Annotated in this window: 18 protein-coding genes; 9 read left to right on the top strand and 9 right to left on the bottom strand. The window is 70.4% G+C overall.

The window, feature by feature from the left end; all coding sequences use genetic code 11:
* Positions 1–535: 535 nt before the first annotated feature.
* On the top strand, positions 536–862 hold the full coding sequence (locus EV384_RS20295; protein WP_130335610.1) for a hypothetical protein: 327 nt from the start codon (positions 536–538) through the stop codon (positions 860–862).
* Here the strand turns inward: EV384_RS20295 and EV384_RS20290 are convergent.
* The 5 genes from EV384_RS20290 to EV384_RS20270 all read right to left on the bottom strand — a co-directional run bounded on the left by EV384_RS20290 (position 859) and on the right by EV384_RS20270 (position 4,862).
* Positions 859–1,173, bottom strand: coding sequence for a tyrosine-type recombinase/integrase (locus EV384_RS20290; RefSeq protein ID WP_130335608.1), 315 nt, complete (start codon positions 1,171–1,173; stop codon positions 859–861). The genes EV384_RS20295 and EV384_RS20290 overlap by 4 nt on opposite strands.
* 67 nt (positions 1,174–1,240) lie before the next feature.
* Positions 1,241–1,627: a hypothetical protein gene (locus tag EV384_RS20285; protein WP_130335606.1), complete on the bottom strand. Its 387-nt coding sequence runs from the start codon at positions 1,625–1,627 to the stop codon at positions 1,241–1,243.
* 215 nt (positions 1,628–1,842) lie between these two features.
* Positions 1,843–2,238 (bottom strand): nitroreductase family deazaflavin-dependent oxidoreductase, encoded by a 396-nt coding sequence (locus EV384_RS20280; RefSeq protein ID WP_130335604.1) that lies wholly within the window; start codon positions 2,236–2,238, stop codon positions 1,843–1,845.
* 209 nt (positions 2,239–2,447) lie between these two features.
* A complete protein-coding gene (locus EV384_RS20275; RefSeq protein ID WP_130335602.1) occupies positions 2,448–3,242 on the bottom strand; it encodes a 2-keto-4-pentenoate hydratase in 795 nt (264 codons plus the stop codon).
* Positions 3,243–3,347: 105 nt separating this feature from the next.
* On the bottom strand, positions 3,348–4,862 hold the full coding sequence (locus tag EV384_RS20270) for an SLC13 family permease (protein WP_130335600.1): 1,515 nt from the start codon (positions 4,860–4,862) through the stop codon (positions 3,348–3,350).
* A 456-nt stretch (positions 4,863–5,318) separates the two neighbouring features.
* Between EV384_RS20270 and EV384_RS20265 the strand changes: the two genes are divergently transcribed.
* Together EV384_RS20265 and EV384_RS20260 are read left to right on the top strand one after the other, a co-directional pair.
* The gene (locus EV384_RS20265) at positions 5,319–6,482 is read left to right on the top strand and encodes a pyridoxal-phosphate-dependent aminotransferase family protein (protein ID WP_130335598.1); all 1,164 of its coding nucleotides are present in this window, start codon (positions 5,319–5,321) and stop codon (positions 6,480–6,482) included.
* A 34-nt stretch (positions 6,483–6,516) separates the two neighbouring features.
* On the top strand, positions 6,517–9,447 hold the full coding sequence (locus EV384_RS20260) for an FAD-binding and (Fe-S)-binding domain-containing protein (RefSeq protein ID WP_207232385.1): 2,931 nt from the start codon (positions 6,517–6,519) through the stop codon (positions 9,445–9,447).
* A gap of 83 nt (positions 9,448–9,530) precedes the next feature.
* Here EV384_RS20260 and aceB read toward each other — a convergent pair whose 3' ends face one another.
* Positions 9,531–11,132 carry a malate synthase A gene (gene aceB, locus EV384_RS20255; protein ID WP_207232384.1) on the bottom strand — a complete coding sequence of 534 codons (1,602 nt, stop codon included), beginning with the start codon at positions 11,130–11,132 and terminating at the stop codon, positions 9,531–9,533.
* A gap of 276 nt (positions 11,133–11,408) precedes the next feature.
* Here aceB and EV384_RS20250 point away from each other — a divergent pair, with 276 nt between their 5' ends.
* Positions 11,409–12,236, top strand: coding sequence for an IclR family transcriptional regulator (locus tag EV384_RS20250; protein WP_278045615.1), 828 nt, complete (start codon positions 11,409–11,411; stop codon positions 12,234–12,236).
* Positions 12,237–12,253: 17 nt separating this feature from the next.
* On the opposite strand, the gene EV384_RS20245 is transcribed toward EV384_RS20250, so the two are convergent.
* Positions 12,254–12,787, bottom strand: coding sequence for a gamma carbonic anhydrase family protein (locus EV384_RS20245; RefSeq protein WP_130335596.1), 534 nt, complete (start codon positions 12,785–12,787; stop codon positions 12,254–12,256).
* 17 nt (positions 12,788–12,804) lie between these two features.
* On the bottom strand, positions 12,805–13,572 hold the full coding sequence (locus EV384_RS20240; protein WP_130335594.1) for a GntR family transcriptional regulator: 768 nt from the start codon (positions 13,570–13,572) through the stop codon (positions 12,805–12,807).
* A 146-nt stretch (positions 13,573–13,718) separates the two neighbouring features.
* Here EV384_RS20240 and EV384_RS20235 point away from each other — a divergent pair, with 146 nt between their 5' ends.
* Genes EV384_RS20235 through EV384_RS20225 form a run of 3 tightly spaced genes read left to right on the top strand, consistent with a single transcriptional unit; the run spans position 13,719 to position 17,203 of the window.
* On the top strand, positions 13,719–14,978 hold the full coding sequence (locus EV384_RS20235; RefSeq protein WP_130335592.1) for a CaiB/BaiF CoA transferase family protein: 1,260 nt from the start codon (positions 13,719–13,721) through the stop codon (positions 14,976–14,978).
* Between the two features lie 3 nt (positions 14,979–14,981).
* Positions 14,982–15,764 carry an enoyl-CoA hydratase/isomerase family protein gene (locus EV384_RS20230; protein WP_130335590.1) on the top strand — a complete coding sequence of 261 codons (783 nt, stop codon included), beginning with the start codon at positions 14,982–14,984 and terminating at the stop codon, positions 15,762–15,764.
* Between the two features lie 5 nt (positions 15,765–15,769).
* The gene (locus EV384_RS20225; RefSeq protein WP_130335588.1) at positions 15,770–17,203 is read left to right on the top strand and encodes an acyl-CoA synthetase; all 1,434 of its coding nucleotides are present in this window, start codon (positions 15,770–15,772) and stop codon (positions 17,201–17,203) included.
* A 21-nt stretch (positions 17,204–17,224) separates the two neighbouring features.
* Here the strand turns inward: EV384_RS20225 and EV384_RS20220 are convergent, their stop codons facing one another.
* On the bottom strand, positions 17,225–18,016 hold the full coding sequence (locus EV384_RS20220; protein WP_130335586.1) for a class I SAM-dependent methyltransferase: 792 nt from the start codon (positions 18,014–18,016) through the stop codon (positions 17,225–17,227).
* A gap of 201 nt (positions 18,017–18,217) precedes the next feature.
* Here EV384_RS20220 and EV384_RS20215 point away from each other — a divergent pair, with 201 nt between their 5' ends.
* The gene (locus EV384_RS20215; RefSeq protein ID WP_130335584.1) at positions 18,218–18,598 is read left to right on the top strand and encodes a hypothetical protein; all 381 of its coding nucleotides are present in this window, start codon (positions 18,218–18,220) and stop codon (positions 18,596–18,598) included.
* Between the two features lie 400 nt (positions 18,599–18,998).
* Positions 18,999–20,837 (top strand): zinc ribbon domain-containing protein, encoded by a 1,839-nt coding sequence (locus EV384_RS20210; protein ID WP_130335582.1) that lies wholly within the window; start codon positions 18,999–19,001, stop codon positions 20,835–20,837.
* Positions 20,838–20,863: the final 26 nt, after the last annotated feature.

Here is a 20,863-nt window from a genome sequence, read left to right as displayed (position 1 = left end):
ATCGGGGCCGCGCTGGCCGTCGGGGTCGCCGCGCCGATCGGCCTCGCCGGCCGCGCGTCGGCGGCGCCGGCCGCCCCCGGCCCGGTGCGACTCACCCTGCCGCCGCCCACCGGCCCGTGCCCGGTCGGCACGGTGTCGCTGCCCGTTGCCGGAGTTCGTGGTGAACGAACTGAAGCCCTGCGACCACCGCCGCAACATCTAGCCGTCCGTCCGGTATCGAATAGCCCCAGGTGTTCAAGCGATGCTCGCGTTCCGGGTCGTCGGGCAGCAACATCCCTTCGTCGGCGGGATTCCGGGGTCAGCGAGGGTCAGACCGGACAGACGGACTTTCGGCGCACAAAGCAGAGCGCCGACCGCGTTTCCGCTGGTCGGCGCTCCTGTAGCCCGGCGAAAGGCTATGTGGCCAGGGGCGGGGTCGAACCGCCGACCTTCCGATTTTCAGGCACCCACATTTCCGCAGGTCAGAGTGCTGCCCGAGGCCGCCGTGCAACCGTCGTGCGACTGCGACCTTTGACACCCCTTCGATCATGGGCGCATGAGCCTGGATGACGGGGACCCGGTCATGATCGCTTTGAGCCTTGTGGCCGTGGTCCTCGGCCTCGCCTCGGTTGTACTAGGCGTGCGTGTGGCCACGTCACGACGGTTTCCCGCAGCCTGGATTCGGTTGGCACGCCTGACGCCGAGCCAGCGTTCCCAGCCCGTGCGCATGGGCAGCGCTCAGGCCATGATCGGTGCGGGCCTCGTTGTCCAACAGGCACCCTTTCTCATCCCCATGCCCTATCCGGTTGGAGTCGCCCTGTTCGCGGTGTCACTGCTGTTTCTGGTGACTGCGGCGGGATCGTTTGCGTTGCTCCGCCGCTAGCCGCGCATGGTGATGTGCCGGCGCAGTCGCGCGACATCACCGTGCGCGGCGAGCTCCGACAGGGCTTTGGCGATCTCACGGTCGCGCCCGTCGACGGCGTGCAGGTACCGGCGAGCCGCCGCCATGGACGAGTGCCCGAGTCGCTTCATCAGGTCGGCCAGGGTCGCCCCTGTCTGCGCGGCCAGGGTCTGCCCGGTGTGCCGCAGATCGTGGAAGGTCAGATCATCAAGGCGGCCCGCAAGCGGGCCGCGCCGGCCCGGCCCCGGCCTGCTGGCGACCTCCGGCCGGCATCGGCCGGGCCGGCCGGCCACGCTGACGGACGACAAGAACCTTTGAAGCCCTCGGGGCTCCGCCCCGAACCCCGACCCTCCTCAGAGATCAGCCGCGGATCAGCCGGCTGTCGCGACTAGGCCGTAGCCGATCGGCCCAATAGACCCCGAGCAAAAGCATGCCGAACCCGAGTAGAACCCACCATGAGCCCCAGCCGGCGCAGGTGACGATGCCGCCGACCAGGACGAAAAGCAGTCCCGTGTACCCGACTTCGACGCGACGCCGGTCACCGAGTTCTTCGTACTCATGCAGCTTCGCCGTGTTGCGGGTGATCTTTCGCCGAAGCCGCCGATATTCGTCGGCTCCCTGGGGCAGCGATCCGAGCAGAACCCGATCTCGTTCGATTTCCTCGCGCAACTCGGCGAGGTTTGGGATGCCCGGCTCGGCGCTGATGATGATCTCCTCCGTGTCCGATGGCAGCCGACCTCGGGACACAACTGTCCCGGTTCCCGAGGTGATCCCATCGTATGCCGACAAGTGCACGCCTCGCGCCGACGGATCACTGTCGCTCGCTGAGCCCGGCCGCCCGACTGCGCGAACCAGCGGCCCGCCAGCCATTGTGGGGAGCGCTGGCCAAGACCCGGCGGCGAGGCGAGCCGAGTCCCGCGCGGACATCGAATGCTCCTACGGATCTGTGAGCAGGACAGGCCCTAGTTGACGTGGTCGGCATGGGGCACGGTGCGGAGATGGAGGAAGTCCGTCACGCCGATCATCCCGACGAGCTGGCGGACGACCGGCGGCATGTCCCGGCGGGTGGGGTCGTGCACGACGCGGGGATCGGTGAGGGGCACTCGCCGGCCGCGGATCTCCAGCTCACAGCCGCCGGCCGCCAGCACGTTTCTCGCCCAGTCGGTGACCCCGTAGGTCAGCGCGGCGACGTAACCGTCGGACGTCCGGAAGATGTTGATCGGCGTCCGGTACTCGCGACCGGAGCGGCGGCCCCGATGGATGATGACGCCGAAGCCGGGCAACCGCCCGGCCAGCGGACCGGTCACGCGGTTGGTGACGACCCGGTTGAACCGCGCCAACCGTCTGGGTAACACCATGGCTACTATCTTCCCCGAAAGGCCCATCGAAGCATCGGCCGACACTTCGATCGCTGCAGCAGTTTTGCCAGCGGCCGACGATGGCCGCCCACTCGCCTGCGCGTGACTTCAGCGCCATTCGCGACGACCGGCAGGTGGATGACGTACCGCTGGGTCTCTCGCCTAACGCGTGCACCGGCCGCGGCGTGGAGCGTTGCACGATCGACGGGTCATGCGAACCGCACTGTCACGTCTCCGATGTTCGAAAAGACGGCACGCCAGGTGCCCGGACCCTGCACGCTCTGGTTGCAGAACGATCCCGTGATCACCCGTTGGCCGGCTTCGAGCCCGCGGCCGTACCGGTGCAGCAGCGCGCAGAGGCGCGACAGTGACAGGAACGGGTCGTCCATGGCATCACCGGGGGTCCGGGTGGCGACCAGGGCGTCCTCGTGCCGCAGTTCGACCGTGGTCCCGGTGAGGGCGGACCGCACGGGCGCCTCCGGGCCGACCACGATGCCCCAGTTGCCCAGGCCGTCGGCAATGGTGGTCGGGTCGTCCGCCTGCGCACTCAGCCGGCGTTCGTTCAGTTCGAACGCCGGCGCGACCGCCCGCACGGCGGACCTCGCGGCTGCCGGATCGAGGTGGTCGCCGCGCAACGGCGCGCCCAGCACGAGGCACAGCTCCGGCTCCAGGTAGCACGACCTGATCCGGTCATGCCCGAGCACGTCCCCCGAGCCGAGCGTACGGCTCTCCAGGAGATAACCGAACGGCCGGAAGCCCTTCCCCATCACATCCCGACGCGGGCCGGAGGTGAGTCCCACCTTCCAGCCGGCCAGTCGCTCGCCTGCGGCCACCAGCCGGTCGAGGACGGCCAACTGCAGGCCCAGTGCCTCGTGGACCTCGTGAGTGGCGGCGGTCGCGCCGGGGCTGGCAACGCCGTTCAGTCTCGCCTCGACGAAGGCCCTCACCAGTTGCTCGTCGTACACGTCGCGTCCTCTGTCGGTTCTGCGGCGGCCGGCTTCCACCGCCCTCGGTCGGCGACGGGGAGCGGGGAGGGATGGACCGCCCGTCCCTCCCCGCTGCCCCGTCAGGTCAGCCGTCGGCAGATTGCCGAGTGTGCCGGGTGCGGATCAGAGCCAGCCGGGCACGACGAAGATGAGCCAGGTGACGATGGGGATGATCACCACCATGCTGAAGCCCCAGCGCATGAGGCCCTTGTACACGTAGTCCCGCTGTTCCTCGTTCGCGTTGGCGACGGTGAGGGCACCGCTCGTCGAGTACGGGCTCGAGTCGACGATGGACGACGAGAGCGCCAGAGCGGTGATCAGCCCGACCGCCCCGACGGCGTTGTTGCCGGTCAGGAACGGTACGGCGAGCGGAATCAGGGCGCCGAGGATGCCGGTCGTCGAGGCGAACGCGGACACCGCACCGCCGATGAAGCAGATGACGAGCGCGGCCATCAACGGGGCGCCGATGGTGGCGACCTCCTTACCGAGCCAGTCGATCGTGCCGATGCTCTGCATGACGCCGACGTACATGACGATGCCGCAGACGAGCAGCACGGTGGGCCAGGCGACGTGGTTGACGGCGTTCTTGGCCGACTCCGGTGAGAGCAGGGTGAGGATCGCGGCCACGGTGACGGCGACCATGCCGACGTTGAGGTCGAAGAAGAGCGCGGCGACGGCGAGGCCCAACAGCCCGACCACCGTCATGATGCGGTCCCGGTCCAGCTGGAGCGGCGCCTCCGCCTCGGCCGGCACGGTCGTGGTGGTGGCGGCTCCCCCGGACGACCTGGTCGCCTGGGCGGGCACGGGCGAAGGGGCCGCGCTGACCGCGACGGTGCCGCCAGCCGGACGGGCGCCGGCGGCGCCTTCGTTGGCGAGGCTGACGCCGGAGTCCGAGGCTCCCTCCGTGGCGGGGTCGGTGGCCGGCTCCGCGCGCCGGTCCCTCGTCGTACCGGTGGGGGTGGCGCTGACCAGATCGGCTTGGTCGATCGTGCCGGTGCCGGTGTCGAGGGCCCGGCGGGTGAGCAGTTCGCGGCCGCCCCACATGAAGTACGCGACGAGGCTGATGGCGAGGTTGACGAGGAACGAGGCCAGGAAGAGCAGCGTCGGGTTGCCCGGCAGGCCCGCCTTCTCGACCACCCCGTTGGTGATGCTGCCGAAGATGCTGATCGGCGAGAAGCCGCCGGCACTGGCCCCGTTGATGATCAGCAGGCCCATCATGAGGGGGTTGATCTTGTACCGCCTCGCGAAGCCCAGGCCGATCGGGGCGATGATCGCCACCGCCGCCGGGACCACGGCCCCGATCGCGGTGAGGCAGGCGGTCACCAGGAACATGATCCACGGGATCAGGCCGACCCGGCCGCCGACCAGTCGGACCGCGGTCTGGATGAGCCAGTCGACCGTGCCGTTGGCCTTCGCGATGGCGAACAGGTACGTGACGCCGACGAGGATGACGAACAGATCGCCGGGGAAGCCGGCGAAGACGGCATCGGTCTTCTCGCCGAGGTCCGCCCCGTCGAGGACGGAGATGCCGACGATGAAGGCGGCGACGATCGCGAGCGCGCCGAGGTTCACCGGTCGGACCGTGGCTATCAGGAATATGAGGGCTAGGACGAGGATCGAGACGAGCTCTACCGACATGGGAGCCTCCCGGGTGAGGGGTCGGAGGTCAGCGGGTTGGTGGGGCAAGAGCCGTGCCAGCCGGCAACTCGGTCTTCTTCCGGCGGTGCGCCGTCTGCCTCCCTCGGACTCGAGCTGGCAGAGGTCCGTCCCGCTTGGACGAGCGGAGGCGACATCTGGACGGACGCGTACCAGTGGCGGGAGCTGGGGCTGCACCCGCCGCGGCACGGATCGCATAACACGGTCCTGTTTCCGCAATGCGAAAACTAAATTTCGTTCTCGGGAGTATGTGCCACATCACATCGACCGTCAAGACCACCGACCGGCCGGCCCGCGAACCGTCCAGCCGGGACAGACCGCGGCGTCCGCAGGACGGTCGGATGCTTGCGCTCTCCCGGCTGTTCGTTGATACGGTCTCCGTCATGCGGTAGACGACTTCCGCATGGCGGACTTTGTTACCTGAGAGGCAGCCTCGGTATGACCCCCACCGGCCGTCACTTCCTCCAGATCCCGGGCCCCACCAACACGCCGGACCGGGTGCTGCGCGCCATGGCCGCGCCCACCATCGACCACCGCGGCCCCCGGTTCGCCGAGCTCGCACTGGAGGTGCTCGAGGCCGTCAAGCCGGTCTTCGGCACCACCCAGCCCGTCGTCATCTATCCGGCGTCGGGCACCGGTGCCTGGGAGGCTGCCCTGGTCAACACGCTCAGTCCCGGGGACCGGGTGGTGTGCTTCGAGACGGGCCACTTCGCGACGTTGTGGCAGGAGATGGCGCGCAGACTCGACCTCGAGGTCGACTTCGTGCCCGGCGACTGGCGGCACGGCGTCGACCCGCAGACGGTCGCCGACAAGCTGCGCGACGACACCGGCCATCGCATCAAGGCCGTCCTCGTCGTGCACAACGAGACCTCGACCGGCGTGACGAGCCGGGTCGCCGAGGTGCGGAAGGCGATCGACTCGACCGGCCACCCGGCACTGCTGCTCGTCGACACCATCTCGTCCCTGGGATCCATCGAGTACCAGCACGACGCGTGGGGCGTCGACGTCACGGTGGCCGGCTCCCAGAAGGGCCTGATGCTGCCGCCCGGGCTCAGCTTCAACGCGGTCAGCCAGAAGGCACTGGAAGCGTCGAAGAGCGCGCGGCTGCACCGGTCGTTCTGGGACTGGCAGCCGATCATCGAGGCCAACAGGCGCGGATTCTTCCCCTACACGCCGGCCACCAACCTGCTCTACGGGCTGCGGGAGGCGCTGCGCATGCTCGACGAGGAAGGCCTGGCCAACGTGTACGCCCGTCACCAGCGGCACGCCGAGGCGACCCGACTGGCGGTCCGCGGCTGGGGCCTCGAGGTGCTCTGCGCGGACGAGCGCGAGCATTCGGGGTCGCTGACCGCCGTGATCGTCCCCGACGGGTACGACGCCGACAAGATCCGTGCCGTCATCCTGGACCGGTACAACATGTCGCTGGGCGCCGGTCTCGGCAAGCTCGCCGGACGGATCTTCCGGATCGGCCATCTGGGTGACTTCAACGATCTGATGCTCGCGGGCACCCTCGCCGGCGTCCAGCTGGGCCTCGTCGCCGCCGGGATTCCGATCGACACCACCGGGATCAACGCGGCTCTCGACCGCCTGCAACGTCCCTGAGTCGGGCGACACGGACTTCAGAGAGGACAGGGCCTTGACCATCAGTCAGAACCGTCTCGGCAGGGACGTCGAGGAGCTCGGCAGGGACCTTGCGCGGGACCTCGAGCGTGCCCTCGATGGCGAGACCGGCTTCGATGCGTACACCCGCCACCTGTTCTCCCGGGACGCGAGCATGTACGCGATCCAACCGATCGGCGTGGTGTTCCCGCGACACGCGGACGACGTCGCGGCGGCCGTCTCACTGGCCGGGAGGTACGGCGTACCGGTGGTGCCGCGCGGCGGTGGCACGAGCCTCGCCGGGCAGACGATCGGCCCCGGCCTGGTGCTCGACCTGTCCCGGCACATGCACCGCATCCTGGACATCGACGCGGACGCCCGGGTGGCGCGGGTGCAACCCGGGGTCGTGCAGGACCAGCTCAACGGAGCGGCCGCCGCGCACGGCCTGATGTTCGGCCCGGACACGTCCACCAGCAACCGCGCCACCATCGGTGGGATGCTCGGCAACAACTCCGCCGGTAGCGGGTCCGTCCGCTACGGGATGACGATCGATCACATCCGCGAACTCGACGTCGTGCTCGCCGACGCCTCCCGGGCCCGCTTCGCCCCGCTGGATCCGGCGGAGCGGACCCGTCGCGCCGCCCTGCAGACGCTTGAGGGGAGCCTCTACCGGCAGTTGCCGCACCTGCTGGAGACGTACGCGAGCGTCATCTCGACGGACTTCCCGGCGTACTGGCGACGGGCCTGCGGCTACCGCCTGGACCGGCTCGCCGGCGACCCGTCGTTCAACCTCGCCCCGTTCGTCGTCGGGTCGGAGGGAACCCTCGTGATCGCGACCGAGGCCCTCGTGGACCTCGTGCCCAAGCCGCGCCGGACGGTGATCGCGGTCGGCCACTTCACGTCGGTCCTCGGCGCCATCGAGGCGACCGAGGACGCCCTGGCCTGCGACCCGGCGGCCGTCGAGATGATGGACCGCACCATCCTCGACCTGTCCCGACAGAAGATCGAGTACGCCGACCTCGGGCGAACCCTCGAAGGCGACCCGGAGGCGCTGCTCTTCGTCTCCTTCAGCGGGGACGACGAGCGCCAACTCGTCGGTCAGCTCGATCGCCTGGCCGCGCTGTGGAGCAGGCACGGCCACGGGTACCACACGCTGCGCGCCGAGACGCCGCAGCAGCAGGCACCGCTGCTCAAGGTACGCAAGTCCAGCCTCGGCCTGCTGATGGCCGCCGGCAGCGGGACCCGGCGTCCGCTCGCGTTCGTCGAGGACACCGCGGTCGACCCGAAACACCTCGCCGACTACACCAGACACTTCCGGGAGGTACTCGACCGGCACGGCCTCGAGGCCGGCTTCTACGGGCACTGCTCGGTCGGTTGCCTGCACATCCGGCCGTTCGTGGACGTCAGCAGACCCGAGCAGGTCCGCGCGATGCGCGCGGTCGCGGAGGAGATCAAGGATCTTGTCCGGGAGTACGGCGGGGTCAACTCCAGCGAGCACGGCGACGGCCTGGCCCGCAGCGAGTTCAACCGGGAGATCTTCGGCGAAGAGCTGTACGAGGCGATGCGAACCGTCAAGCGCATCTTCGACCCGGAGAATCTCATGAACCCGGGCAAGATCGTCGACGCGCCGTCGATGACCGAGAACCTGCGTGACGCCGCGCTCCCCCCGGCGCCGCCGATCCGGACGCGGTTGACCTTCGACGTTGTCGGGGGCATGCGGGGGGCCGCGGACCGGTGCATGAACATCGGGCTGTGCCGCAAGAGCGCGACCGGTGCCATGTGTCCGTCGTACATGGCGACCCGGCAGGAGGAGCACGCCACCCGGGGACGGGCGAACGCGCTGGTCAAGGCGCTCTCCGAGCCGGACCCCGCGGCGGCGCTCGGTGACGAGCGGCTGCACGAGATCCTCGACCTGTGCCTGATGTGCAAGGCGTGCAAGAGCGAGTGTCCGCTCGGGGTGGACATGGCGTCGCTCAAGGCCGAGGCCCTCGCACATCACCACGACGTTCACGGCGTACCGCTGCGCTCGCGGCTCTTCGGCGCCATCCGGCTGCTCAACCGCCTCGGCTCGGCCGTGGCTCCGCTGTCCAACCTGCCCGGCCGTGTCCGGCCGCTGCGCGGGCTGATGGACCGAGCGGCCGGCATCACGCCGCACCGTCCGTTGCCCGCCTTCCAGCGGCGAAACCTCGTCCGCTGGTTCCGCCGCCACGCCCGCCCGGTGGACGGGACGGCGCCGCTGGGCGAGGTGACCCTGCTCGCCGACTCGTTCACCACCTTCACGGAGCCGGGAATCGGCCGGGCAGCGGTGGAGCTGCTGGAAGCCGCCGGCTGGACGGTCCGGCTGGAGAGCGGGGGATGTTGCGGTCGGGCCAGCTTCTCCAAGGGCCTGCTCGACGACGCCAGAAGAATGGCGGGGTCGCTGGCCAGCAGGCTGGTGCGCTCGTCGGCGCCCGGATCTCCGATCGTCGGGTGCGAGCCCTCGTGCATCCTGACCCTGCGCGACGAACACCGGCAACTGCTTCCCGACGACCCCGACGTGCGGGATGTCTCCGGCCGGGTGCGTCAGGTCGAGGAACTGCTGGTCGAGGCCATCGACTCCGGCCGGCTGCGGCTCGCCGAGTCGGAGCTGTCCGGCCGACGCATCCTCTACCACGGGCATTGCCACCAGAAGGCCGAGGTCGGTACGGCCGCCACCGTGGCGTTGCTGCGCCGCATCCCCGGCGTCGAGGTGGTCGAGCTGGACGCCGGATGCTGCGGGATGGCGGGTTCGTTCGGGTTCGAGTCCGAGCACTACGAGCTGTCGATGGCGGTGGGCAACGACCGGCTCTTCCCGGCCGTTCGGGCGGAGTCACCCGACACCGTGGTGGCTGCCACGGGCGTGTCCTGCCGCCAGCAGATACGGCACGGCACGCAGCGGGTCGCCTGGCATCCACTCGAGCTGGTCCGCCAGTCGTTGGCCGCGGGCTGACGATCGGCAGCCGGTGCCCCCGGTGCGCGGCCGCCCCCGGCGGCGCTGCTGTCGCAGCCCCGCCGGGGTTCAGCTGCACGTGCTCACTTCTGGGAGGAAACCTGGTACGCGGGAAGGGTGAGGAAGTCGGCGTAGTCGTCGGCCAGAGCGACCTCGAGGACCAGCTGCCGGGCCTGGGCGAACCGCTCCTCGTCGAACTGCTCCTTCCCCAGGGCGTCGCGGATCGTGGCCAGCTCCTCGTCGAGGATGCGCTCGACCAGCTCGCCGGTGACGGTCGTACCGGTGTCGAGCTCGACGTGGTTGTGCACCCACTGCCAGATCTGCGAGCGGGCGATCTCGGCGGTCGCCGCGTCCTCCATCAGGTTGTTGATGGCCACCGCGCCGTTGCCGGCCAGCCACGAGGCGAGGTACTGCAGCGCGACGCTGATGTTGTTGCGCAGCCCGGCCTCGGTGACGGCGCCGGGGGTGCTTCGCACGTCGAGCAGCTGGTCCGCGGTGATCGAGACCTCCTCGCGCAGCCGGTCGAGCTGGTTCGGCCGGTCGCCGAGCACCCGGTCGAACACCTCCTGGCAGACGGGCACCAGGTCGGGGTGCGCGACCCACGAACCGTCGAAGCCGTCCCCGGCCTCCCGCTCCTTGTCCTCGCGGACCTTCGCCAGCGCCACCTGGTTGACCTGCGGATCACGTCGGCTGGAGATGAAGGCCGCCATCCCGCCGATCGCGAACGCCCCGTGCTTGTGGCAGGTGCGCACCAGCAGTTCGGTGTAGGCGCGCATGAAGGGGGCGGTCATCGTCACCGAGTTCCGGTCCGGCAGCACGAAGTCGGCGCCGGAGTCGCGGAAGTACTTGATGATGCTGAACAGGTAGTCCCACCGGCCGGCGTTGAGGCCCGACGCGTGCTCCCGCAGCTCGTAGAGGATCTCCTCCATCTCGAACGCCGCCGGCATCGTCTCGATCAGCACGGTCGCGCGGATCGTGCCGTGGGCGATGCCGAGCCGCTGCTGCGCGAAGGTGAACACCTCGTTCCACAGCCGCGCCTCGAGGTGGCTCTCCATCTTGGGCAGGTAGAAGTACGGGCCACTGCCCCGGCGCAGGAGTTCCTCGGCGTTGTGGAAGAAGTACAGGCCGAAGTCGACCAGGGCGCCCACGACCGGCCTGCCGTCGACGAGCAGCTGGGTCTCGTCGAAGTGCCAGCCGCGCGGTCGCACCACGATCGTCGCGAGCCGCCCGTCCTCGCGCAGCGCGTACTCGCGGCCGTCCGGGGAGGCGAAGGAGATCGTCCGGCGCACTGCGTCGTACAGGTTGAGCTGCCCGCCCACGACGTTGCCCCAGTGGGGCGTGTTCGCGTCCTCGAGATCGGCGAGCCAGACCCGGGCGCCGGAGTTGAGGGCGTTGATCGTCATCTTGCGCTCGGTCGGTCCGGTGATCTCCACCCGGCGGTCCCGCAGGTCGTCGGGGGCGGGAGCGACGGTCCACCCGGCCTCCCGCACCTCCCGCGTCTCGGGCAGGAAATCGAACCGGTGGCTGCGGGCGACCGCGGCCCGGCGCTGGCGGCGCAGGTCGAGCAACTCGTCGCGGCGGCCGGCGAACCGCTCCTGCAGCTCGGCGACGAAGGCCAGCGCCTCGGGGGTGAGAATCTCCTCGCCGCGCGCCACCGGGCCGCCGGTCACGTCGATCTCGGGCATCCGGATCACCTTCTCCTGTCTCCCGCGGCCATCTGGCCGAAGTCTTCGGCGCGGCAAGAGCCGACGCATGGACGCCGGTGCCACCTCCAGTGGCACCCCGCCGGGCGCCGATCCGCGCCCTTTCATCATTGTGGATAATAATTTCCGCTCTACGGAAGTCAAGTGGAGAGCCGCGCGGAGGGTCCCCGGTCGCGCCGGATAGACTTCTGCGATGCGGAAATAGCGCGGCGTGACCGGTGACCCTCCCAGGCGCATCCGGGCAGAAGGAGGATCTGAGTGACCGAGTCGACCCCGGACCTGGCTGCCGACGGCACGCAGCCGAGAGGTCGGGTGCCCGGTGGCGTCCAGTCGCTGGAAAGAGCTTTCGAGCTGCTCGAGATAATGGCGGACGCCGGTGGCGTGATCGGACTGTCCCGGCTCGCCCAGGAGTCCGGGCTCGCGCTGCCCACCATTCACCGGCTGATCCGTACCCTGGTCGACCTCGGCTACGTCCGGCAGGAGCCGTCCCGGCAGTACTCCCTGGGTCCCCGCCTGATCCGGCTCGGCGACAGCGCGAGCCACCTGCTGGGCACCTGGTCCCGGCCGTACCTGTCCCGGCTCGTCGACGCCCTCGGCGAGAGCGCGAACCTCGCGATGCTGGACGGTGACCGCGTCGTGTACGTGGCGCAGGTCCAGTCCCGGCAGTCGATGCGGATGTTCACCGAGGTCGGACGGCGCGTCTATCCGCACTGCACCGCCGTGGGGAAGGCCCTGCTCGCCCACCTGCCGCCGAGCGACGTGCATACGCTCCTCGAGCGCACCGGCATGCCGGCCCAGACCGAGCACACCATCACCGAACCACGCCGGTTCGCCGAGGAGATCGACCGGGTACGGGCCCAGGGCTACGCCATGGACGACGGCGAGCAGGAAATCGGCGTGCGCTGTGTCGCCGTACCGGTGCTCGGCACCTCGAACCGGCTCGCCGTCTCGGTCTCCGGGCCGGCGCCACGCATGACGCCCGACGTGGTCGAGCGGGCCGTGCCGCTGCTGCGTCAGGCCGCCGCGGACCTGGCCGACGAACTCAGCGTCCCGCGTACCGCGACAGCGGATCGCATCGCCGGCTGACCCGCCCGGCGTGCTCGTCAGAGCAGGGACATCGCTGCGGCGTGCGCACGGGCGCGATCCGCGTACCCCTCGGCGTCGCGCACGATGCTCGCGCGTTCCTCCGCCGTGAGGTCACGCCGCACCCGGGCGGGCAGCCCGGCAACGAGCGAGCCGGGCGGAACCACCGCCCCCTCCAGCACGACCGCGCCGGCGGCGACCAGCGAGCCGGAACCGATCCGTGCGCCGTTGAGGACCACGGCTCCCATGCCGATCAGGACGTCGTCCTCGATCGTGCAGCCGTGCAGCACGGCGCGGTGCCCGACGGAGACCCCCGAACCCACGACCGTCGGAAAGCCCGGATCGGCGTGCACGACGCACCCGTCCTGGATGTTGCTGCCGGCGCCGATGCTGATGTCCGCGGTGTCGGCGCGCAGCACGCAGCCGTACCAGACGCTGGCACCGGCCGCCAGCCGTACGGAGCCGATGATCGTGCAGCCCGGGGCCGCCCATGCCGCGGGGTCGATCTCCGGCCTGCGGTCGCCGAGGTCGACGACGAGCGGTTGCGTGCTCACGATCGGGGCCTCCAGGTCTACGGTGCGGTGTCGGAGCGGGAACGGCCGAGCCGTTCCAGCCAGGCCTCCGCCTCGGCCGAGCGGCCGTCGAGTGAGTGGCCGAGTTCGAGGACGAAGGTGTGCTGCCCATGGTCGGTGAGCACCTCGAGGGCCTCCTGCGGGTCCCCGCGCTCCAGGGTCTCCAGGATCGCGCGGTGCCGTTCGACAATTCCCCACAGCCCCTCGCCGGCCACCCTGGCCCGCTGGTTCATGCCCATGCAGAGCCGCATCTGCAGAGACAGGGAGCGGTAGGACTCCTCGAGCCTGCGGTGGCCGGCCAATCCCACCACGGCCAGATGGAAGTCGAACGCGCGATCCGTGACGGTCGCGGCGTCGCCGGCCCGGGCGGCATCCTCCAGGTCACGTAGCGCCGCCCGGCAGCGCTCGAGACGATCCGGCGATCGCACGGGTACGCCGAGCTCGACCGCCATCCGCTCAAGCTGATCGCGGAGCGTGAAGATCTCGTAGACGTCGTGCAGGGTGATCGGGACGACGATCACCCCGCGCCGGGGCTGCTGGACGAGCAGGCCCTCCTGCTCCAGCACGCGCAACGCCTCGCGCAACGGCGGCCGGGACACCCCGAGCTGGTGGGTGAGCTGGTTCTCCACCACGCGGTCACCCGGCTGCAACTCGCCCGTGAGGATCATCTTCCGCACGGCGTCCGCGGCGAGCCGCGCCAGGCTCGGCGGGTGCGCTATCCGGCGGGCCGTCCCGTCCGGCCTCGTCACCGTCGTCCGCTCCGCCATCGGAACTCCTAACTACGGGCTTGTCTTCTGTAGACAACGGTTAAACTCTACCGGTAGCTTTCCCATCCGAACACCCTGTGCTCCCCCGTGCGGCACGGGTTGTCCCGCGATCACGTACCGGCGCCGATCACCCCGGAGGCAGGTCGATGACCAACGAACGCACGCCGCCCCTGACCGGAGTGACCGTGTTGGAGATCGGGGCGTTCATGGCGGCGCCGTTCGCCGCCCTGCAACTCGCCGACCTCGGTGCGAACGTCATCAAGGTCGAGCACTCGACCGGCGGTGACCCGGTACGCCAGACCGGTCCGTTCCTCGGGACCGAGAGCTCGCCGTTCGTGCGCATCAACCGCAACAAGCGCTCGGTCGCCCTGGACCTCAAGTCGCCGGATGCGCGGTCGGCGTTCCTCCGACTGGTCGAGCGGGCCGACGTCCTCGTCGAGAACCTCCGTCCCGGCGCCATGCGCCGTCTCGGTCTCGGTTACCAGGACCTGCGGGAGATCAACCCCCGCCTGGTGTACGCCTCCGCCTCAGGCTGGGGGCAGGACGGGCCGCTCGCGAATCTGCCGGGGTTGGACATCATGGCGCAGGCGCGGAGCGGGCTGATGAGCATCACCGGCCACCCCGGCGGTCCACCGGCGAAGGTGGGCGTGCCGATCTGCGACCTGGTCTGCGGCCTCTACCTGGCGCTCGCGGTCACCGCCGCGCTCAGGGAGCGGGACCGCTCCGGAGCGGGGCAGCACATCGACGTTTCGCTGTTCGAGGCCGGAGTGTCCTTCGCCGTCTGGGAGGCGGGAAAGTACTTCGCGACCGGCGAGGTGGGCGGCCCGATGGGCTCGGCGCACCAGAGCAACGCTCCGTACCAGGCGGTGCACAGCAGCGACGGCTACGTGACGATCGGCGCCACCACCCCGCGCAACTGGCAGGCGTTCTGTGAGGCCCTCGGGCTGACCCGGCTGCTCGCGGACCCGCGCTACGCGGACGCGTTCTCCCGGCTGGAGAACCGCGCGGAGCTGATCGAGAGCATCGAGACCGTGACGAGCACAATGAGCACGGCGGAGATCATCGAGCGGCTCAACAAGGCCGGCGTGCCGTGCGCCCCGATCGCCGACTACGGCGAGGTCTTCACCGACGAGCACCTTGCGGCCCGCGGCTTCTTCTGGGACGCCCCGCACCCGACCCTCGGGTCGGTGCGCCAACTCGGCTCGCCGATGCGCATGTCCGAGACCCCGGTCCAGCGCGCGGGCGCGGGCCCCGTCCTCGGCGCCGACACCCGGGAGGTGCTGCTCGCCGCCGGTTGCGGCGCGGCGGAGATCGATCACCTCGTCGCCTCCGGTGCCGCCCTGGCCGCCGACGTGGGCGGCGCCACGACCACGAGCTCCGCCGCGACAACGACGACCAGGAGGTAGGCCATGCCCTCGTCGCCCGATTCCCGCTCCGAGGTCCTGGTGGAACAGCAGGGCCCGGCCCTCGCCGTGACCTTCAACCGACCCCGGCAGCGCAACGCGATGACGTGGGCGATGTACGACGGCCTGTACCAGGCGTGTGAACGGGCCGACGCGGACGACGACGTGCGGGTGCTGGTGCTGCGCGGGGCGGGCGAGGACGCCTTCGTCGCCGGCACCGACATCAGACAGTTCGCGGACTTCACCGGCGGCGCCGACGGGGTCGAATACGAGAAGAAGATCACGCGGGTGCTGGACCGGCTGGAGGATGTCAACGTACCGACGGTCGCGGCCATCCGCGGATACTGCGTCGGTGCGGGCCTGGCGATCGCCGCCGTGTGCGACCTACGACTCGCCACACCCGACGCGCGGTTCGGGATTCCCATCGCCAGGACCCTGGGTAACTGCCTGTCGATGCCCACCTATGCGCTGCTGCTGCACCACCTCGGGCCGGCCCGTACCCTGGATCTGCTGCTCAACGCGACGTTCTACTCCGGTCGGGAGGCGCACGCGGCCGGGTTCGTGGCCGAGTCCACGGAGGATCTCGACGCGGCCGTCCAGCAGACCGTCGACCGCCTGGCCGGGCATGCCCCGCTGACCATGTGGGCGACGAAGGAGGCGATCCGACGGCTACGCAGGGGCCGCGCCGACGGTGACGACATCGTCTCCCGGGTCTATGGCAGCGACGACTTCCGGGCCGCCGTCCAGGCCTTCACCGCCAAGCAGCCGACGACATGGACGGGACAATGACCACGATGCGACACGGGAGCGAATCCCTGCTGCTGCCGGCCTTGTCCGGCGCGTTCGGTGACGACGCGGACGCGATCCGGGTCGGGGACCAGCGGGCGTCCCGGGAAGCGGTGTTGTCCGCCGCCACCGCCCTCGCCGACCGCATCGCCGGCAGCGACGCGGTGGCGATCTGGGCGACCGCCAGCATGGAGACCGTGGTGGCGGTCGTGGCCGGCCTGCTCGCCGGGGTACCCGTCGTGCCGGTGCCGCCGGACTCCGGTCCCGCCGAGCGGGACTACGTGCTGCGGGACTCCGCCGCCTCGCTGTTGCTCGTCCCCCCGACCAGCGAGGGCACCGCGCCGCTGGCGGAGGTGCGGGTCCCCGTCGCCGCTGTCGACCTGAGTGCGCGCTCGGCCACCAGCTGTCCCGAACCCGCGCCGGAGAGCACCGCGCTGATCCTCTACACCTCCGGCACCACGGGAGCACCGAAGGGAGCCCTCATCCCGCGGCAGGCGATCGCCGCCGACCTGGACGCGCTCGCGGACGCATGGTCGTGGACTCCCGACGATCTGTTGGTGCACGGTCTCCCCCTGTTCCACGTGCACGGCCTCGTACTCGGTGTCCTGGGAGCACTCCGGGTCGGGTCCCGGCTGGCCCACACCGGCCGACCCAGGCCGGACGCCTACGCCGCCGCCGCCGGAACCCTGTACTTCGGCGTCCCGACCGTGTGGTCGAGGGTCTGCGCCGATCCGTCCGCCGCCCGAGCCCTGTCGTCGGCCCGGCTGCTGGTCTCCGGCAGCGCACCGCTGCCCCTGCCCGTCTTCGAGCAGCTCGCCGAGCTCACCGGACAACCGCCCGTCGAGCGCTACGGGATGACCGAAACGCTGATCACCGTCAGCAGTCGCGCGGACGGAGAGCGCCGGCCCGGGTTCGTCGGCACGCGACTTGCCGGGGTGGAGAGCAGGCTGGTCGGCGAGGACGGCACCCCGGTCGCGCCCGACGGTGAGTCCCCGGGCGAACTCCAGATACGTGGGCCGATGATGTTCAGCGGGTACCTCAACCGGCCGGAGGCCAACCGGGAGTCGTTCACTTCCGACGGCTGGTTCCGCACCGGGGACGTCGCCACCATCGACCCCGACGGGTGGCACCGGATCATCGGCCGCGCCTCCATCGACATGATCAAAAGTGGCGGGTACCGGATCGGCGCGGGCGAGGTGGAGAATGCGCTGCTCGCCCACCCCGCGGTCCGGGAGGCCGCGGTGATCGGCGCGCCCCACCCCGACCTCGGGCAACAGGTGGTCGCCTACGTGGTCGCCGACGCGGTGACCGAGGCGCAGCTCATCGAGTTCGTGGCCGGTCGGATCTCCGCGCACAAACGCCCGCGACAGGTCCATCTGATCGAGCAACTACCTCGCAACGCGATGGGCAAGGTGCAGAAGAAGCTGCTCGCCGGCGGGTGAACGCGGCCACGGCGCGGCCGGTCATGACGGCACGGTCACGGAGATGTGTGCCCACGTCTGGGTGAACCAGAGCTCGTCGTCCACAGTGAGCGGGCGCATGCCGGTCGGATCGGCGCCGGAGAGCTCTTCGGACAGCTCCTGCTCGATCTGACGAGCGACGTCGCCAGCCGTACCGGCCTGCTCGAGCCAGGGACGAAGCGGACGCTCGACGTCGAAGACGTCGGACGTCTCGACCGCTGCCCCGGCCGACGTGAGCAGCCGGACGATGGCCTCGGCACCGAGCATCGCGCCGTGGGACGGGTCGCGCAGCCGCTCCACCCGGTCGGGGTCGCCGGGCAGCTCCGGCTTGATCACCATGTCGGCAACCACCACCCGCCCGCCGGCGCGGCACACCCGGACCATCTCGGCCGCGACCTTGTCCGGCTCGGCCACGTGGTGCAGCGAGAACCTGGAGATCACGAGCGAGAACGAACCGTCGAGGAAGGGCAGTCGCGCCGCGTCGCCCCGCTGGAACACCACGTTGGACATGCCTTCGGCGTCGGCCCGCGCCTTGCCCGTCTCCAGCATCTCGGGAGTGGCGTCAAGCGCGGTCACGTGCCGGGTGCGCACGGCGAGCGCGCGGGCGACCAGTCCGGTGCCGCAGGCGACGTCCAGGCAGACGTCCTCGGGGTCCGGCCCCGCGAAGTCGACGAGGCGCTGAAGATGTCTGGTGAAGGCGCCGTTGAGGCGCGCGTCCTCGAAGGTGCCAGCCTGCCGGGCGAACTCCCGCAGGATCAGGTCATGGCGTACCACGTCGTTGTCTCTTGACCGCATCGCAGACCCTTTCTCACAGGCCGGAACGAGACCTGAGACCTCACGGTACCGACGTTCACAAGGTCCAGGTCCGGCGCCGCGGCGTCAATGCGACGGGCCGAAGACGAGTCCGTGTGCACGCCCCTCCCCACATAGGTCGGCCGGCCAGGCGAAGGAGGCCGCCGATCACCGCTCGGCCGCCACCCGGTATTGTCGCCGGTCGTGCGTTGGCTGCCGGTTGCGGTGTGGTGGCTGTTCTGGTCATCGGCCGGAGTAGCCGCGATCGCCGCGCCCGACCAGGATCGACTCATCACGTTCAGTGCGGCCCATGGTCCGGGCACGCTCGACCTCATCGGCGCGACCGCGTTGCTGGTCGGGGCGCTCGGGCCGTGGAGCTACCTGTGGCGCGGCCGGGCCGTGCTGCGCGGATCAGGCAAGCGCGTCACGGCGTGCCTGACCTTCGCCCTCGGGCTCGGCGTGGGCCTCCTACTGGCTTCGGTCTTCGGCGACGTCGGCGCGTGGTGGGCGGTCGGAACGGGCCTGCTCACCCTGGTACAGGCAGCCGCTTTCGCCGCCATCGCTCGCGATCGCGCGACAGCGTGAGCCCGCGTACCCTCATGCTGTGACCTATCGGCGATACAGCCGCATCGCGGCGGTCGTGTTCCTCCTCTTCACGGCGTATCCCGTCGTCGCCAAGCTGACTGATGGAGGGTGTGCCACTGCTGGCTGGTTGGCTTGGCGATCCTATGTGGTATTTCCGGTCGCTGGTGGCCATGTTCGCCGGCCGGATCTGCGGGATCCGGTCCCGTATGGTGAAGCATCGACTGTTGGTAGCTGCGGGTAGGGGTGTGGGGCAGTGGCTGGCGCGTGGTTGACGTCGACCGCGACGTGCACCGCGTACCGGGCGGTGTGCGGCGGTAAGCCCGACGTGCCCGGAGCTCAGAGGCCTGTGGCGCGGGTGTTTGCCGAACGGGTGGGGTGGCTGGCGGACCTGGTGCGGGGGATGGCCGATCAGGTGATCGCTGTGCATTGGTCGGATGCTGATCTTGCGGTGCTTGCCGGTGGGGTCGGCGCTGATGGGAGGCGTCTGCCGGCCAGTGGGTGGATGGCGTTGCGGCGGCTCGGTTGGGGTGCGGTGGCGGCGGCGGGTGTGGTGGTGTCGGACCGGGTTCGTCGCATCGCCGAGGAGGAAGCCGCCCGCGCTCTGCGGCTGGGATGTCACCGTCGTGCGGTGGTTGCCGCGCTGCTCGCGACGTGGCCGGCCGATCCGGTCGCCCGGACCGGTGAGGAATGGTCGGCGTTGCGGGCGGCGCTACCCGAAGGCACCGATAACGCGACGATCCGCAACCGCACCCGGCAGATCACCGCATACGTGGGCGTGCATGGGCGGCTGCCGGCGGGGTTGTGTGAGTTGGAGGGTCCGCCGGTTGTGGCGCGGCAGGTGAGCCTGGCCGCTGCCGATCGGCAACAGGTCGTCGTCGACCGGGTCGACGACCGCATGATGCGGGTGTGGTCGCAGCTTCCGACATGTGCGGCGCCGGCCTCATACCGCGACTGGGTGTGGCATGCCTTCGAGGTGGTGCTGCCGGCCGCCGTGCCTGCCGGGGTGAAGGTGTGCAGCCCGACGTTGCGGCCCCGCGACGGCAGGGTTCGGGTCGACCTGCCCTGGCAGACCCCCCACACGCCGCCGCCGGTGGACGGGCACACGCGTGGGCTGGGTGTCGACTGGGGGGTGAACACCCTGCTGACCGCCACCGTGGCCGACCTCGACCAGGACGGCTCCGTCGTGGTGGACGGGCGTCCGTTGCGGTTCGACGCGACCGGCGTGTCGGCGAGACTGGTGCGACTACGCCGCCACCGCGAACACCTCAAAACCAAAGCCGACCACCTGTCCCGGCTGCGTGACGGCCGGCCCGCCGACGCCCCCGCCGACCCGGCCCTGACCGGCAAGCTTGCCTGCTTGGAGGCTGAGCATGCGGCGGTGTGCGCCCGGATCCGGCATCTCAACCACGCGCTTGCCTGGTCGGCGGCGCGGTGGCTGGTCGACCACGCGACCGCGGTCGGCGCCACCGTCATCTACGTCGAGAACCTCGCCACGCTCGAGGCGGGTGGCCGGTCACGCAGCCTCAACCGGCGACTGTCCGGTGCGGTGCGCGGCACGGTGTTCACCGCCGTCGCTCACCTCGCCGCGCAAGCCGGTACCGCAGTCGTGACTGTTCCGGCGCGTGGCACGTCGTCGGGCTGTCCCCGCTGCGGCGCTGCGGTCACGCACGTCAAAACCCCACAGGGGCGCGTGGCCGGGTACCGGTGGGCGATTTGCTCGTGTGGCCTGTCACTGGACCGCGACCACGCCGCCGCGGAGCGCATCGCCGCCCGAGGTCTGGCCAACCAGACCAAAACCCGCCGCGACCGCAGCGGCAACGCCGCGATCCGCACAGCCACCGACACACCAGTCCGTCAGCGCACACGTCGACCAACCCCAGCCGCGACGACCAGGCCGGTGCGGGACCGATGCAAGACCGCACCCACCCGCAAGCAGACCCGACCTACAGGTGCCAAAACTGCACGCCTGCTGCCCTTGCGACGGCAGGTTCCCGCCCCGACAGACGCCCCCTTGCGATCTGCCGGCAAGCGTCCGGCGGGACGGACACCCCAGGAGACCAACCCGCCAAGGACGGTCCGCCAGGTGCCGCACACGGTTCCCACCACCGCCCCGCGACACCCCCACCGGGTCCGCGGGGCAATCCTCGGCCGCGGCTTCCACCGCCACGTACACGCCACCCCCATCACCCACCGGGACGGCGGTACAGGCGGGATGTCCGGCTCGATGAGGATCACATAGGAAACCAGAGACGCTGGCCCACGACT

It is taken from the genome of Micromonospora kangleipakensis (assembly GCF_004217615.1).
In the GTDB taxonomy this organism is placed as follows: domain Bacteria; phylum Actinomycetota; class Actinomycetes; order Mycobacteriales; family Micromonosporaceae; genus Micromonospora; species Micromonospora kangleipakensis.
Note: the sequence above shows the minus strand (reverse complement) of the source record. Positions and strands in the feature narration are given on the sequence as shown.